General features: G+C 71.7%; 15 protein-coding genes. 4 read left to right on the top strand and 11 right to left on the bottom strand.

The features are described from left to right. Window positions 1-29 precede the first annotated feature (29 nt). Entirely contained in the window at window positions 30-1,340 is a 1,311-nt protein-coding gene (locus ACWA15_RS01785) for an MFS transporter (RefSeq protein WP_464057670.1), read from the bottom strand. A 144-nt stretch (window positions 1,341-1,484) separates the two neighbouring features. Continuing rightward, window positions 1,485-2,279, bottom strand: coding sequence for a helix-turn-helix domain-containing protein (locus ACWA15_RS01780; RefSeq protein ID WP_464057668.1), 795 nt, complete (start codon window positions 2,277-2,279; stop codon window positions 1,485-1,487). A gap of 60 nt (window positions 2,280-2,339) precedes the next feature. Between ACWA15_RS01780 and ACWA15_RS01775 the strand changes: the two genes are divergently transcribed. The 4 genes from ACWA15_RS01775 to ACWA15_RS01760 are packed head-to-tail and all read left to right on the top strand — an operon-like array spanning window position 2,340 to window position 5,026. Then, window positions 2,340-2,864 carry a MogA/MoaB family molybdenum cofactor biosynthesis protein gene (locus ACWA15_RS01775; RefSeq protein ID WP_464057667.1) on the top strand — a complete coding sequence of 175 codons (525 nt, stop codon included), beginning with the start codon at window positions 2,340-2,342 and terminating at the stop codon, window positions 2,862-2,864. Further along, the gene (locus tag ACWA15_RS01770) at window positions 2,864-3,280 is read left to right on the top strand and encodes a molybdenum cofactor biosynthesis protein MoaE (RefSeq protein ID WP_464057665.1); all 417 of its coding nucleotides are present in this window, start codon (window positions 2,864-2,866) and stop codon (window positions 3,278-3,280) included. The genes ACWA15_RS01775 and ACWA15_RS01770 overlap by 1 nt, the downstream gene beginning before the upstream one ends. After that, window positions 3,277-4,401 (top strand): GTP 3',8-cyclase MoaA, encoded by a 1,125-nt coding sequence (gene moaA / locus ACWA15_RS01765; RefSeq protein WP_464057664.1) that lies wholly within the window; start codon window positions 3,277-3,279, stop codon window positions 4,399-4,401. Before ACWA15_RS01770 ends, moaA begins: the two co-directional genes overlap by 4 nt. Continuing rightward, window positions 4,394-5,026: a hypothetical protein gene (locus tag ACWA15_RS01760; protein ID WP_464057662.1), complete on the top strand. Its 633-nt coding sequence runs from the start codon at window positions 4,394-4,396 to the stop codon at window positions 5,024-5,026. The genes moaA and ACWA15_RS01760 overlap by 8 nt, the downstream gene beginning before the upstream one ends. Before the next feature lie 16 nt (window positions 5,027-5,042). Here ACWA15_RS01760 and ACWA15_RS01755 read toward each other — a convergent pair whose 3' ends face one another. From ACWA15_RS01755 to ACWA15_RS01715, 9 genes are all read right to left on the bottom strand, one after another. Beyond that, complete coding sequence (locus ACWA15_RS01755; RefSeq protein WP_464057661.1) at window positions 5,043-6,062, bottom strand: ATP-binding protein; 1,020 nt, start codon at window positions 6,060-6,062, stop codon at window positions 5,043-5,045. A gap of 13 nt (window positions 6,063-6,075) precedes the next feature. Further along, window positions 6,076-6,756 carry a TorD/DmsD family molecular chaperone gene (locus ACWA15_RS01750; protein WP_464057660.1) on the bottom strand — a complete coding sequence of 227 codons (681 nt, stop codon included), beginning with the start codon at window positions 6,754-6,756 and terminating at the stop codon, window positions 6,076-6,078. 7 nt (window positions 6,757-6,763) lie between these two features. Next, complete coding sequence (locus tag ACWA15_RS01745; RefSeq protein ID WP_464057658.1) at window positions 6,764-7,714, bottom strand: dimethyl sulfoxide reductase anchor subunit family protein; 951 nt, start codon at window positions 7,712-7,714, stop codon at window positions 6,764-6,766. A 1-nt stretch (window position 7,715) separates the two neighbouring features. Further along, the gene (locus ACWA15_RS01740; RefSeq protein WP_464057656.1) at window positions 7,716-8,333 is read right to left on the bottom strand and encodes a DMSO/selenate family reductase complex B subunit; all 618 of its coding nucleotides are present in this window, start codon (window positions 8,331-8,333) and stop codon (window positions 7,716-7,718) included. A 15-nt stretch (window positions 8,334-8,348) separates the two neighbouring features. Next, window positions 8,349-10,802 (bottom strand): DMSO/selenate family reductase complex A subunit, encoded by a 2,454-nt coding sequence (locus ACWA15_RS01735; protein ID WP_464057654.1) that lies wholly within the window; start codon window positions 10,800-10,802, stop codon window positions 8,349-8,351. A 278-nt stretch (window positions 10,803-11,080) separates the two neighbouring features. After that, a complete protein-coding gene (locus tag ACWA15_RS01730; RefSeq protein WP_464057652.1) occupies window positions 11,081-11,320 on the bottom strand; it encodes a MoaD/ThiS family protein in 240 nt (79 codons plus the stop codon). Beyond that, on the bottom strand, window positions 11,320-12,309 hold the full coding sequence (locus ACWA15_RS01725) for an NTP transferase domain-containing protein (protein WP_464057650.1): 990 nt from the start codon (window positions 12,307-12,309) through the stop codon (window positions 11,320-11,322). The genes ACWA15_RS01730 and ACWA15_RS01725 overlap by 1 nt, the downstream gene beginning before the upstream one ends. Before the next feature lie 2 nt (window positions 12,310-12,311). Beyond that, on the bottom strand, window positions 12,312-12,791 hold the full coding sequence (gene moaC, locus ACWA15_RS01720; protein WP_464057648.1) for a cyclic pyranopterin monophosphate synthase MoaC: 480 nt from the start codon (window positions 12,789-12,791) through the stop codon (window positions 12,312-12,314). After that, on the bottom strand, window positions 12,788-14,074 hold the full coding sequence (locus ACWA15_RS01715; RefSeq protein ID WP_464057646.1) for a molybdopterin molybdotransferase MoeA: 1,287 nt from the start codon (window positions 14,072-14,074) through the stop codon (window positions 12,788-12,790). The genes moaC and ACWA15_RS01715 overlap by 4 nt, the downstream gene beginning before the upstream one ends. Between the last annotated feature and the right edge of the window lie 107 nt (window positions 14,075-14,181).

Here is a 14,181-nt window from a genome sequence, read left to right as displayed (position 1 = left end):
GGTCCGGCGGCGAGGGTGGGGCAGGTGGATCAGCTGGGCGCTTCCGCGCCCGGGCGGGTGTAGTAGTGCCAGGCCAGCCAGGTGCCGAAGGCGCACCACAGCGCGCACTGGATGAAGAACGCCGTCGGGCTGATGACCGACAGCGCCATCCCGACGAGGAAGGGGCCGAAGGCCGCGATCGCCGAGGTCCAGCCGATCGCACCGCCCGCCTGGCGCTTGGGGAAGATCATCGGCATCTGCTTGAAGGTGCCGGCGTTGGCGAAGCCCGCGAAGGAGAAGATGATGAGCATCCCGGTGAGGAAGCCCCAGAACTCCTCCACGGTCGACGGGGTGAGGAAGAAGAGCGTGATGATCGTGCCGATCGTCATGCCCACACCACCGATGAAGGTGAAGATCGCACCGCCGAAGCGGTCGCACAGCGGCCCTGACCCGGCGCGGACCAACGCGCCCAGGGCCGGGCCGATGAAGGCGAAGGCGAGCGGGTTGGGGGCGCCGTCGAAATCGCCGTAGAGGTTCTTGATGAGCAGACCCATCTGCGCCGCGAGGCCGCTGAACGCCCCGAAGGACATGAGGTAGATCGCCGTCATGATCCAGGTGTGCTTGAGCTTGAAGATGTCCATCTGCTCGCGGAAGTTCGCCTTCACAGGCACCCGGCGCAGGAACACGAACGCGAGGATGATGGCCAGGACCACCCACGGGACGAGCACGAGGCCGCCGTTGTGCAACCAGACGAGGGACCCGTCCGTCGTGGACTGCGGGGTGAGCGTCGCGGTGCCGAGCAGCCCGAACCCGACCACCCACGGCGTGAGCACCTGGACGAGGCTGATGCCGAAGTTGCCCAGGCCCGCCTGCAGGCCCAGGGCCGTGCCCGCGAGCCGGCGTGGGAAGAAGTAGCTGGTGGAGGGCATGAACCCGGAGAACGTGCCGCCGCCGATCCCGGCGGCGAAGGCCAGCGCGAGCAGGACCCAGTACGGGGTGCTGGCGTCGCGGACCACGATCGTCCAGCCGAGCATCGGCAGCAGCAGCAGAGCCGAGCTCAGCACGACGAGGTTGCGGGTGCCCAGGATGGGCGGCAAGAACATGAACGCCAGCCGGAACAGACCCGCGGACAGGCCCGGGACGGCGACCAGCCAGTACAGCTGCCCGGTGGTCAGGGAGTACCCGATCGAGTTCAGCTGGGGGGCGATCGCGCTGACCAGGTACCAGGTCGCGAAGCCCAGGGTCATGGAGTACGTGGTGATCCACAGCGTGCGCCAGGCCAGCTTGGGGTCCCAGGTCTCCTCGTTCTCGGGGTCCCAGTTGGACAGGTCTGGGGAGAGGAGAGTCTTCGCAGTCGTCATTGATGCGTCCTCAGGGTCAGGTGCGAACGTCGGGTTCGGCGATACACATGCGGCTGATTGTTCTCTGGGACCAAGGGCCCCGCAATGGCACTTCGCCGTGAATAATCCCGTGCCCGCCGCGGGTGGTCCTGCGGGGGCGCATCGTCAGGCGCCGGCGCTGGTCCCGGGGCCGGTGCTGGTCTCGGCGTCCGCACTGGTCTCGGCGTCGGCACTGGCGTCGAGGGTGAGGGTGCAGCAGCCCGGGCCGGAGAACGGCAGCAGCTCGCGCGCCGTGACCGGCCCGCCGACCTGGGACAGGACCGTGCGCACGAGCCCGAGGTGCACCACGCAGACCATGCCGTGGGAAGCGGCGACCATCTCCTGGTAAGGGCAGTCGGTGATCTTGACCTGGAGTGCGACCTCGTCGATGCGGGCGTTGAAACCGCTCTGGTCGAGGTGGTCGTCGAGGGCGTCGATCTGGTGGAGGGCGCCCTCCGACAGAGACTGCGGATCCACCGGACCGCTCGCCGGCACTCCCGCCGCCTCCTCGACCTGATCCGAAGCCGGCTTCCCCGTCGGTTTCCCGGTCGGCTTCTCGGCCGCGTCGGTGGCCGCAGTGGCGGCCGCGGTGGCCGCGAGGTACCGGCGCAGCTGGTCCCCGCGCTCGGCGGCTGAGGCGACCTTGCGTGCGACGCCGTCGTTCGTCGCGGCGTCGCCGCCGGTGGCAGCGCTGTAGAGGGTGCGCGGGCGACCGCGGGTGGTGCGGGTCTCGACGGTGGAGGTGACGTAGCCACCGCGGGTGAGGCGCTGGAGGTGCTCGCGGACGGTGTTGGGGTGCAGCCCGGTCGCCTCGACGAGCTCGGCGAGCGTGCGCAGGCCTCGCCCCTGGAGCAGGTGGAGCAGCTCCACCCGGCTCGGCGAAGCGAGCGTGCGGAACGTCTCCGTGCGCGGTGCGGCCATGACCCCATTATTCACACCCGGTCCCAGAAGTAATCAGATTCGCTCGACTACTCTGGACTGATGCAGCCGGATCGAAGTTCCACCCCCCGCGCCACCGTGATCACTGTCTCCGACCGCAGTGCCGCCGGCACCCGGGCGGACACCTCCGGCCCGCTCGCCGCCCAGCGCCTCGCCGGCGCCGGCTTCACCACCACGACGATGATCGTGCCCGACGGCGCGGCGCCCGTCCGCGCGGCGCTCGCCGCCGCGCTCTCCGAGGGAGCGCGCGTGGTGATCACCACGGGCGGGACCGGCGTCGGGCCCCGGGACGCGACCCCCGAGGGCACCGCCCCGCTGCTGGACCGCGAGCTGCCCGGGATCGCCGAGGCGCTGCGCCGGGCGGGGGCGGAGCACACCGCGTCCGCGGTGCTCTCCCGAGGTCTGGCCGGGATCGCCGGTCTCGCCGGAGGCGTGCACGGAGGCGCCCACGGAGGCGCGCTCGTGGTGAACCTGCCCGGGTCGCCCGCCGCGGTCGACCAGGGCCTGGACGTCCTGCTCCCGCTCGTGAGCCACGTGCTCGCCCAGCTCGACGGCGGTGACCACTGATGGCGCTCCTGGCCCAGGTCAGCGCGGCCCCCTTGTCCCTCGACGAGCACCTGCAGGCGGTCGCCAGCCCCGACGCCGGGGCGGTCGCGACCTTCGTCGGGCAGGTGCGCGACCACGACCCCGAGGCCACCGGGGAGGTGGTCTCCCTCGAGTACAGCGCCCATCCGGACGCCGCACGGATCCTCACCGAGATCGCCTCCCGGTTCGCCCGCACCGGGGTGCGGGTCGCCGTGAGCCACCGGGTCGGTCTGCTCGCGGTCGGCGACTACGCACTCGTCGCCGCCGTCTCGAGCGCGCACCGGGCCGACGCCTTCGACACCTGCCGGGACCTCGTCGAGGCGGTCAAGATCGAGCTGCCGGTGTGGAAGCGCCAGAGTACCGACGACGGGACGCACGCCTGGGTGGGACTGACATGAGCCTGGGTTCAGCGGGTTCAGCGGGTTCAGCCGACGCAGCGGGCACGCGGTGGCTGCCGACGCCGGGGCTGCGCGAGATCGCCGCCCCGGTCACCGCTGCGCCCTCCCCCGCTCCCGAGGGTGGGACCGGTCCGCTGGTCGACCGCTTCGGCCGGGTGCACCGCGACCTGCGCATCTCCCTGACCGACCGCTGCTCGCTGCGCTGCACCTACTGCATGCCTGCGGAGGGCGTGGAGTGGTTGTCCAAGGACAACATCCTCACCACCGACGAGCTCGAACGGGTCGCCCGGGTGGCGGCCGGGCTGGGCATCACCGAGGTCCGCCTCACCGGCGGCGAGCCGCTGCTGCGACGCGACGTAGTCGACGTCGTGCGCCGGATGACCCAGATCAACGGACCTGACGGGCCCCTCGAGGTCTCGATCACCACGAACGGGCTGCGCCTGGTCGAGCTCGCACGGCCGCTGGCCGAGGCGGGCCTGGCCCGGGCGAACGTCAGCCTGGACACCCTGCGCCCGGACCGCTTCCTCGCGCTCACCCGCCGCAACCGGCTCGGCGACGTCCTCGCCGGGATCGACGCCGCGCGGGCCGCCGGGCTCGACCCGGTGAAGATCAATGCCGTGGCCATGCGCGGCGTCAACGACGACGAGCTGGTCGACCTCGTGCGGTTCGCCGCAGACCGCGGCGCCCAGATGCGGTTCATCGAGCAGATGCCTCTCGACGCCGGTCACACGTGGGACCGGGCCGAGATGGTCCGCGGGGAGGAGATCCTCGACCGGCTCTCCGCGGCCTTCACCCTCACCCCCGTGGGTGAGCGCGGCGCATCTCCGGCCGAGATCTGGCAGGTGGACGGCGGCCCGACGACGGTCGGCGTCATCGCCTCGGTCACCGCACCGTTCTGCGGGTCCTGCGACCGGGTGCGGCTGACTGCCGACGGCCAGCTGCGCAGCTGCCTCTTCGCCCGCACCGAGTCCGACCTGCTCCCGCTGCTGCGCGGGGACGCCACCGACGCCGACGTCGCGGCCCTCATGCGCCGCTGCATCGCGGGCAAGCAGGCCGGACACGGCATCGACGACGAAGGATTCTTGCAGCCGGACCGTCCGATGAGCGCGATCGGTGGTTGAGATGGCTGACATGGGCCTGCCCGCCACCTTTCTGGCAAAGGTCACCGAGACCGCTACGCACCGCGCCCTGGGCTGGGACGCCGTGGCTGACGTCCTCGCGCCACCGGACCTCGCGCTCGTGGAGCGGCTCCGGTCGGGCGCGCTGACGCAGACGTGGCGGGAGAGCACGGACTGGCTCGGCGGGGACACGCACGCGCTGACCGCCGAGCTGATGAGCCTGGAGGTGTACGCCCGCGGCGCCGCCCGCCGCGCACCGGCCGACGACCTGGCGGACCTGCTCGCCGGGTACGAGGCGCTCGTCGCCCGCGACGCAGCCCTCGCCGCGCCGGTCCGCCGGCTCGCGGAGCTGTGCCGCACGGAGGCCGTCGCGTGGGCGGTCGGGAACCCGGTCGAGGCCAAGGCTGTGCGCGTGGGCCAGCAGGACTACATCACCGAGTGTCTCGTCCCCGGTCTGCCCGAGCTCGGGGGGCGGCTGGCGCTCGAGGCGGAGGCGGGCGTCTGGCGCCTGCTCGGACGGGTGATCCTCGGACTCCTGTCAGGGGACACGGGCAAGGACTACCAGCGCGCCGTGCTGGGTGACGACCTCGGCCGGCGCCGGCGCGGCGGACGCGGCCTGACCGGATAGGCCGGTCAGCGGCTGGTCAGTGGCCGGTCAGTGGCCGGTCAGTGCCCGGCGGGAGGCGTGACGAGAACGGGTTCGCCCGCCGGAACGTGCACACCGGGCACAGGCTCGCGGCGTCGGTGGTCGGGAACCGGGTGCGGCACCTGCCGCACTCGGCGGTGGTCAAGGTCGCCACGGCGGTCAGCGCGGGCGAGTCGACCCGGGCGAACAGGTCGTCCCAGGCCCACGTGCCCGCCGCGGTGAGCACGTCCTCGGGGCACAGCTGCACGCACAGCTGGCAGCCGTCGCAGGCGGTCGGATCCTGCAGCAGGCTGGTGACCAGCGGAGCGCTCCCCTGCGGCTCCCCGAAGTGGCGCAGGCTCAAGGCATCCGTGGGACAGGCCCGCACGCACACCCCGCACGCGGTGCAGCCCTTGGCCCGGAGCGCGACGGCGGCGCTGGGGGGTGCGCCGGTGCGGTCCAGCCCGGTGCGGGACGCGGCGGGGATCAGTGCGGCGAGCGCGGCGTTGAGGCGTCGCGGTGCGGAGAGGGACTGGTCGGCGAGGTCGCGGGCCGGTCCGGCGCCCAGGCCCAGCATCTGGCGCCGGGGCACCGGCATCCCTCGGGCGTCGAGCACGTCACGAACCACCTCGCGGCGTTCCCGCGGGCGGCGCAGCAGGCCCCGCGCCCGGGTGGGCTCAGGCGCGGTCTCGGGTGCCGTCTCGGGTACGGTCGCGGGTGCGGTCTCGGTCCCGCCCGCGATCTGGAGCCGGGAGACCCCGGCCGCGGCGAGCACACCCGCCGCGGGCCAGAGGTGCGCGGTCGCCGTCTCCGGCTGCGCGCATCCGTCCAGCCGCACGAGGACCGTGGCCGCCCCAGAGGTGAGCAGCTCGAGCACCTCGTGGACGGGGACCTCGCTGACGCAGGCGGGCATCCGGACGACCGTGCGCGCCCGGTCGCCTCGGGAGGGTGCCGGGTGCTCGGCGCAGACCAGCTCGAGCGCGACCCCCTCGCTCTGGCGCGCGAGCCAGTGGGCGACCGCGTGCAGCGTGTCGGTCACGGCCCGGCTCCGATCAGACCCGGAAGGTGCGGTCGGCGTCGTCGAGGATGCCGAGCCCGAGCGAGCCCACACCGCGGTAGAAGCACGTCGTGGCCTCCTGCACCACCAGGGTCAGGCACTGCGGCCCCCACACCAGGAGATGGTCGTCCAGGAAGGCACCGATCCGGGTGAGCACCCGCAGCAGCTGCGGTTCGTCGCCGCTGTCGAGGGCGTCCAGCCCGCGCACGCACAGCTCGGCCACGAAACCCATCTCCAGCCCGATGTGGTCGTCCGGCTCCTGGTTGAGCCGAGGAGCTGCGAGGTCGAACTCCGCGTAGGCGGCCCGCACCACGAACGTCTCCTGCTCGAAGACCAGCTTGTCCTTGGACCGGTGCACCGACTCGTACGGCGGTGCGGTCATGCGTTCGGGGCCCACGAACAGCTGGGTGTAGTCGCGCCGCACGTCGCGGGCGTCCTCACCCACCTGACCCGACTCCAGCAGCTGGGCGATCCCGTCCTTGCTCTCCAAAGACGGACGGGCCGGCCACTGGGACAGCAGGTCCCCGTCGCGGAGCTGGTCGAGCACCTCCGGTGCCGGCGGGGCCAGCAGCACCCGGGACAGGGTGGTGAAGGCCGCGGCCATCCGGTCCAGGTGCCGGGCGAGCTCGGTCCGGTCCGCCAGCAGGTGGTCCACGACGGGCGTCGAGAGGGTCATCGCCAGCTCACATCCCGATCCGGAACATGGAGTCGTAGAACAACGACCGTCCGATGAACTCGCCCGCGAGCACGAGCACGAAGGCGCTGGTCGCCAGGATCGCGAGCGGACGCGCCATCGAGGAGCTGCTCGCGTAGCGGTAGACGAAGACGGACAGCAGACCGGCACCGAGGAAGACGAGCACCAGGCGGGCGACGAACCACACCCCGGAGAAGACCGCCACGGACTCACCGGCGACGGCCCCGCCCCCGGCGAGGTCGGACAGGTGCAGCGCGATGATGACGAACTCCACCCCCAGCAGGAGCACCGCCGCGACGCCGATCCCCTTCAAGGTCGAGGTCAACAGCTTGCGCGAGTCAGCGTCCACGACGCTCCCCTCGGCGGCTGCCAGGTCCGCGCCGTCGCGCCCGGCCGCCCGGATCCGCCACATCACCGCACCCATGAGGGCCGCACCGACCGCGAGCGCGCCGAGCAGGAACGTGGTGGTGAAGAACTGAGCGGGAGTGGCCAGCGTGTTCCACGCCGGAACCGTGATGAGGGAGTAGTAGATCATCGACATCGACGTCACGAGCATGAGCCCGACCGCAGCGGTGACCAGGGCCAGCGCCTGACGCTGGCGGGTGCTGCCCCACTTCTTCCACTGCAGGAAGGCGAACACGAATCCGAGCCCCGCGAACGCCGCACCGAAGACGATCTCCCGGGTCAACCAGGACGAGTCGAAGTGACGCAGCACGTTGAGGGTGTTCATCGGGTCGTTCATGTGGAACATCGAGGCCACCAGCCCCAGCACCATCGCCGGGCCGATCGCGTACAGCGCAGGGTCGGTGACCTTGTCGACCGCCTCAGCACCGAACCGGCGCGAGGCCACGATCTGGACGATGCCCAGCACCACGAAGGCACCGACGCTCATCTGCGCCAGGATCGTGAAAAGAATCATCGGAAGTTCGTGGACGTTCATCTCACAGCTCCTCAGGGTTGGCGATCGCACCCGTTCCATGACCGGACATCTGGGCGTCCCGATGCGGGAGGATCACCAGACGCGGCCGGGTCAGCGCAGGGTCAGGAAGAGGTTCGACGCCAGCCAGCGTCCCGTGCTCGGCGCGCAGGTCGTCGATCGGACCCCACCCCAGAGCGCGCGACGGGCACGCCGCCACGCACGCCGGGTCTTCACCCTCCGCGCGGTAGTCCGCGCACATGTCGCACTTGCTCATGTGCCCGGTGTCGGGGTTGAACTGCGGAGCGGAGTAGGGGCAGGCCCACTCGCAGTACCGGCACCCCACGCACTTGTCGTCGTCGATCGAGACGATCCCGTCCTCACCGACGTGCATCGCGGTCGTGGGGCAGACCTTGACGCAGATCGGGTCCTCGCAGTGGTTGCACGACATCGAGGTGAAGTAGGAGAACACGTTCGGCACGAACGTGTCGCCCTCCTTCTGCCACGTGCCACCGGTGTACTCGGCGACCCGCCGCCAGGAGACACCCACCGGCAGGTCATGCTTGTCCTTGCACGCGACCGAGCACGCCTTGCAGCCATTGCACAGCGTCTGGTCGAAACTGAATCCGAGCTTGTCCATCATTGTCCCGTCTTGCCGTCAGGCTTTGTGCAGCTGTGCGAGCGTGGTGTGCTGGGCGTTGCCCTTGGTGATGGGCGACGGGTGCCAGCTGGTGAGGGTGTTCACCGAACCGCCCATGTCGACGCCGTCGGCGTCGGGCTTGAACCAGGCGCCCTGGGGCACCGAGAGGACCCCGGGAGCGATCCGCGCGGTGACCCGGGCGGGGAGCTGGATCCGGCCACGGTCGTTGAAGACCTCGACCAGGTCGTCGTTGACCACGCCACGGGCTTCCGCGTCCATGGGGTTGATCCAGACGACCTGCGGGTGCGCTTCCTTCATCCAGTCGACGTTGCCGTAGGTGGAGTGGGTGCGCTGCTTGAAGTGGTGCCCGATCACCTGGAGCGGGAAGGTGTCGTTGGTGCGCGCCTCCTCGGCACCCTCCCAGGTGCTCAGGTGCTCGGGGAGGGCCGTGATCCGGTCCCCCTCGGGAAGCTCCCAGGTCTGGGAGATCTCCCAGAGCGCCTTGGAGAAGATCTCGATCTTCCCCGACTCGGTGTCGAGGGGGTTGGCGACCGGGTCGAGCCGGAAGTCTGCGAGTCCGACGTAGCTCTCGCCCTTGACCTTCCAGACGCCCATCTCGCGCAGGTCCTCGAAGGAGGGCAGGTCGGGGTTGGCGACGCGGCTGTCCTCGACCACCTGTCGGACCCAGTCCTCCTGGGTCTTGCCTTCGGTGAACTCGCTCTCGACGCCGAGGCGGCGGGCGATCTCGGTCATCATCTCGTAGATCGTCTTGCAGTTGTAGAGCGGTTCGATGACCTGGTCGGCGACGATCGAGTAGCCCATGTTGCCGGCGCTGCCCTGCTGGATGACGTCGAGCTGTTCGGCGTTGGAGACGTCCGGGAGGAGGATGTCCGCGTACCGCGCGGAGACCGTCATCTGGTTGTCGATCACGACGATCATCTCGCACAGCGAGTCGTCCTCGAGGAGCGCGACCGTGCGGTTGATGTCCCCGTGCTGGTTGGTCAGCGCGTTACCGGCGTACTGCCAGACCATCTTGATGCCGGTGTCGAGCCTATCCTTGCCGCGCACCCCGTCGCGCAGGGCGGTCATCTCCGCGCCGCGCTCGATGGCGTCGGTCCAGGAGAAGACGGAGATCGAGGTCTCGACCGGGTTCTTGGACCGGAAGGGGTTCGCCATCTTCAGGCCGAACTTGCCCTCGCGCTCTCCCGTGCCACCGCCCGATACACCGACCGATCCGGTGAGCGCCGCGAGCGTGAAGATCGCCCGCGCCTGGTTCTCCCCGTTCGCGTGGCGCTGGGGGCCCCAGCCCTGGGTGATGTGCACGGGCCGGGCGCGGCCGATCTCGCGGCCGAGCTGGATGAGCGTGGGCGCGGAGACTCCGGTGATCGACGCAGCCCACTGCGGGGTCTTCTCGATCCCGTCGGGACCGGTGCCCATGATGTAGCTGCGGTAGGAGCTGCCGGCCGGGACGCCGTCGGGCATGTGGTCTTCGTCGAATCCCAGGCAGTAGGTGTCCAGGAAGGCCTGGTCCTGGAGGTTCTCGGAGATCATCACGTGGGCGATCCCGGCCACGAGGGCCGCGTCGGTCCCCGGCCGCGGGGCGACCCACTGGTCCCCGATGCCCAGCGCCGTCTCGGAGTAGCGCGGGTCGATGACGATCGTGCGCACGTTGAACAGCTTCTTCGTCTGCTGGGTCACGAAGGTCTCACCGCCCCCGCTCATCCGGGTCTCGAGCGGGTTGTTCCCGAACAGGACCTGCAGCTGGGCGTTCTTGGCGTCGTCGAAGCTGTTCGAGCCGATCCAGCCGCCGTAGTGGTAGTCCGCGGCGCCCGCGATCTGCGCGGAGGAGTAGTCCCCGTAGTGGTTGAGGTAGCCCCCCACGCAGTTCATGAGCCGCGCCACCGGGGTGTCGATCGGGGGCCAGCTGCGGGTGATCGTGCCGCCCAGCGTCCCGGTCCCGTAGTTGAGGTAGATCGACTCGTTGCCGTAGTCGCTGATGAGGCGGGTCATGGTCGCGGCGATCTCGTCGAAGGCTTCCTCCCACGTGATCTCGTCCCACTGACCGGCGCCGCGCTTGGTCCCCGGGCGACGGCGCATCGGGGTCTTGAGGCGGTCCGGGTTGTAGATGCGGTGCCGGATCGCGCGACCGCGGACGCAGGCACGGATCTGCTGGGTCCCGATCGCGTCGTCGCCGGTGTCGTCCGGGAGCACGCGGGAGATCTGACCGTCCTTGACCACCATGCGCAACGGGCAGCGGGATCCGCAGTTGACGTTGCAGGAGGACCAGACGATCTTGTCCTCGCCGGCCGGCGTCAGGGCGACGGCGTTCTCGCTCCCGATCCCGGGGAGCACCCCGGCGTAGACGCCGGTCCCGACGAGGGCTGCACTGCCCCCGACCGCGGCACTCCACTTCAGGATCGAGCGGCGGGACACGCCGCCGTCCACTGCTGGCTCTACGTCTTTGGTTTCCATCAGCACTCCCCAGGCCACGCTGTACGTCTGAACCTCCAGTTCACCCCACGTTCTGGGCGTCCTGGCATCCGAAGGTCCCAGTACCACTTTCCGAGAAAACACCGTGGTGCACACATAAGGTCAGACGAATTGGCGGGTCTACGGAGTACGTCCCGGCGATTGGGCGACCATTGTGGTGGTCTATCCGGTCCGCGCCGCGACCGGACCACTTTCCTTCCGGGGTCTCCGCCGGGTGAGCCGGGGGGGGAGAGCGGGGTCGAGCGGGGGTCGAGCGGGAGTCAGCCGCCCGCGAAGGGCGGCAGGACGTCGACGGAGTCGGCGGCGGACAGGGGTGCGGCCGGGTCGCCGGCGCGAACGCCGTTGACGAGGAGGGAGCACCGGGTCAGGACCTGTGCGAGCTGCGCTCCGCGGGTCTGGCCCATCCGGGTGAGCAGGTCACCGACCGTCGCCGCGTCGAGCGTCTCGGCCTCGACGCCGGCCGCCTCTGCGGCACCCGCGAAGTACCGGACGGACGCCATCAGGGAGCCTCGTCGGCCGACGGCGCCGGCTGGGGTGCCCGGTCTGCCCACCGCCCGGCGAGGTCGTTGGTGCGGCGTGCCGCGTCGTGCAGCGCCGTGGTGAGGTCCTCGCCCGCGGCGGCGCGCTGGGCTGCGACCAGGCCGACCAGGAAGGTGCTCAGCGGGGCGGCCGGACGCGCGACGCCGTGCGCCACGTCCCGGGCCACGTCGAGGACCGCGCTGGTCGGCACGAGCGCGGGGTCGACGCCGAGCTCGGCGGACAGCGCGACGAGCCACTCGTCGAGCGCCTCGGGGGGCAGGGTGCGGGTGTTGGGGGTCTGCGGGGTCGTCATGGTCGGATCTTTCTCTCGGGGGGTGGTCTCGGCAGGTACGGTGCCGGAAGGGCTGGTGGGGTCCGCGCGCCGTGCGCGGTCGACGTCGTGCCAGGTGTCGACGTCGGCGGCGACGCCGCCCGGATCGGCGACGGCGAGCAGGTCGAGGCTCCCGAGCACCCGCGCGACCGAGGCACCGGACAGACCGTCCGGTCCGCTCGCCGCGGCGACTGCCCGGTCGAGGGCCGCCCGCCGGTACATCCCGGCGAGCCACTGCGACCGGCCGCCGGAGTCCACGAGGCAGAGCCCGTCGGTGAGCTCGGCCCCCGGAGTCGTGAGCAGCGCGTGCAGCGCGGACAGCAGGACCGCCCCGACGTCCGGCGCGCGCGGCAGGTCGCAGGCCAGGACGAGCACCCAGTCGGCGTCGAGCACGCTCAGCCCGGCGGCGAGGCCGGCGGCCGGCCCCCCGAAGGCGGGGGTCTCCTGGACACAGAGCAGCGGCGGCGCGACGAGCCCGGGCGGGCCGACCACGACCGTGCGCCGTGCGCCCACCTGCGTGGCGGCCGCGAGCGCATGGGCGAGCAGGGTGCGGTGCCCGACGACGACGCCGGCTTTGTCCGTCCCGCCCAGACGCGCCGATCGCCCCCCGGCCAGCACGAGCGCGTCGAGGGACGGCATGGTCAGTCCTGCGCCCGGTGCCAGTCGCCGGACTTCCCGCCGGTCTTCGCCACGAGCTTGACGTCCTCGATCGAGACGGACTTGTCGAGGCCCTTGACCATGTCCACGACCGCGAGCGCGGCGACGGCGACAGCGGTGAGCGCCTCCATCTCCACCCCGGTGCGGTCGGCGGTGCGCACGGTTGCGCTCACGGTGACCCCGTCGTCCTCGATCACCAGGTCGACGCTCGCGCCGTGCACCCCGATGACGTGGGCGAGCGGCAGCAGCTCGGCGCATCGCTTGGCGCCCTGGATCCCGGCGATCCGCGCGACGGCGAGCACGTCGCCCTTGGGCGCAGCGCCGTCGCGCATGGCCCTGATCACGGCTTCCCCGCAGCGGACGAATCCGGTCGCGGTCGCGCTGCGGACGGTGGGGGTCTTCTCGGTGACGTCGACCATGCGGGCCTGACCTGCGGCGTCGAGGTGTGTGAATGGCTGGTTCATAGTTCAACCAGCATGACATCGATCCAGTCGCCCTGGTGAACGTCGGCGACGTCGGCGGGGACCACGGCGAAGCCCTCGGCGGCGCCGAGGCCCCCCACGAGGTGGGACCCGGATCCGCCGCGGGTGGCCGGGCGCACCCAGAGTCCGCGGCCGCCGGGGGCGGGTGCGGCGGCGGCGTCGGGCCCGGCGGTGGGGCCGATGGTGGGGCCGGCGTCAGGCCCCGCGTCGAGCACCACGGGCATGTACTGGGCGCGCCCGGCGGGTGTCCGCCAGCCCTCGCTGACCTGCGCGGTGAGGGTGCGGCGGACTAGGCGCGTGCGTCCGAGCAGGCGGGAGAGCGCGGGGCGCACGAACACCTCGAAGGAGACGCAGGCGCTCACCGGGTTGCCGGGCAGGCCGAAGACGGGAACCCCACCGGGCAGGTGACCGAAGGCCTGCGGCTTGCCCGGCTGCATCGCCACCGAGACGAAATCGACCGTGCCGAGCGGGGCGAGGACGGCCTTGGTGACGTCGTAGGCACCGACGCTCACCCCACCGGAGAGCACCACGAGGTCGACGCCGGCCGCGGTCACCGCGGCGAGCTCGGCGCGCAGTGCGTCGTTGTCGTCGCGCACCGTCACCGCGCGCTCGACGATCCCGCCGGCCTCGGTGACGAGGGCGGCCAGCAGGGTGGAGTTGGACTCCGGGATCTGCCCGCGGCTCAGCGGCTCCCCCGGCGGCACCAGCTCGCTGCCGGTGGCCAGGACCGCGACCCGGGGGGTGCGGTGGACGGTGAGGGTGGGGTGCCCGGCCGCGGCGGCGGCGGAGAGGTGCCGGGGGCTGAGCGCCACCCCGGCGGTAAGCACGACGTCGCCGGCGCGCAGGTCCTCCCCGGTGCGGCGCACGTGCGCGGCGGGGCGGGGCGCGGTCGTGATGGTCACCTGGGCGGTGCCGGCGTCGGTGTGCTCGACCGGGACGATCGCGTCGGCGTCGGCCGGGACGGGGGCGCCGGTCATGATCCGCGCCGCTGTGCCGGGGGCGAGCGGGGGGTCGTCCGGGCTGCCGGCGGGTAGGTCGGCGACGACCCGCAGGACGACCGGGGTCTGAGGTGAGGCGTGCACGACGTCGGCGTGGCGGACGGCGTAGCCGTCCATCGCGGAGTTGTCGAAGACGGGGATGTCGGTCGTGGACCGCACGTCGCGGGCGAGCGTGCGCCCCAGGGCCGCGGCGAGCGGGAGGGTCTCGGTGGCCAGCGGTTCCAGGCCCGCGAGCACGTGCGCGAGCTGGTCCTCGACGGTGATCATCGGCGCTCCAGCACGAGGCAGGTGGTGGCACGGGTGGGTGGCACGGGTGGATGGCTGTGCATGCTCTCACGCTAGCCCGCCGTGGCCGGGAGAATGGTCACCTCCTC

It is taken from the genome of Sanguibacter sp. TS_SC_8, from assembly GCF_055361235.1.
Note: the sequence above shows the minus strand (reverse complement) of the source record. Positions and strands in the feature narration are given on the sequence as shown.

Excerpts from the sequence above, each read along its gene's own strand:
- ACWA15_RS01785 (WP_464057670.1), bottom strand. The coding sequence starts at position 1,340 with ATGACGACTGCGAAGACTCTCCTCTCCCCAGACCTGTCCAACTGGGAC.
- ACWA15_RS01780 (WP_464057668.1), bottom strand. The coding sequence starts at position 2,279 with ATGGCCGCACCGCGCACGGAGACGTTCCGCACGCTCGCTTCGCCGAGC.
- ACWA15_RS01775 (WP_464057667.1), top strand. The coding sequence starts at position 2,340 with ATGCAGCCGGATCGAAGTTCCACCCCCCGCGCCACCGTGATCACTGTC.
- ACWA15_RS01770 (WP_464057665.1), top strand. The coding sequence starts at position 2,864 with ATGGCGCTCCTGGCCCAGGTCAGCGCGGCCCCCTTGTCCCTCGACGAG.
- moaA (WP_464057664.1), top strand. The coding sequence starts at position 3,277 with ATGAGCCTGGGTTCAGCGGGTTCAGCGGGTTCAGCCGACGCAGCGGGC.
- ACWA15_RS01750 (WP_464057660.1), bottom strand. The coding sequence starts at position 6,756 with ATGACCCTCTCGACGCCCGTCGTGGACCACCTGCTGGCGGACCGGACC.
- ACWA15_RS01745 (WP_464057658.1), bottom strand. The coding sequence starts at position 7,714 with ATGAACGTCCACGAACTTCCGATGATTCTTTTCACGATCCTGGCGCAG.
- ACWA15_RS01740 (WP_464057656.1), bottom strand. The coding sequence starts at position 8,333 with ATGATGGACAAGCTCGGATTCAGTTTCGACCAGACGCTGTGCAATGGC.
- ACWA15_RS01735 (WP_464057654.1), bottom strand. The coding sequence starts at position 10,802 with ATGGAAACCAAAGACGTAGAGCCAGCAGTGGACGGCGGCGTGTCCCGC.
- ACWA15_RS01730 (WP_464057652.1), bottom strand. The coding sequence starts at position 11,320 with ATGGCGTCCGTCCGGTACTTCGCGGGTGCCGCAGAGGCGGCCGGCGTC.
- ACWA15_RS01725 (WP_464057650.1), bottom strand. The coding sequence starts at position 12,309 with ATGCCGTCCCTCGACGCGCTCGTGCTGGCCGGGGGGCGATCGGCGCGT.
- moaC (WP_464057648.1), bottom strand. The coding sequence starts at position 12,791 with ATGAACCAGCCATTCACACACCTCGACGCCGCAGGTCAGGCCCGCATG.
- ACWA15_RS01715 (WP_464057646.1), bottom strand. The coding sequence starts at position 14,074 with ATGATCACCGTCGAGGACCAGCTCGCGCACGTGCTCGCGGGCCTGGAA.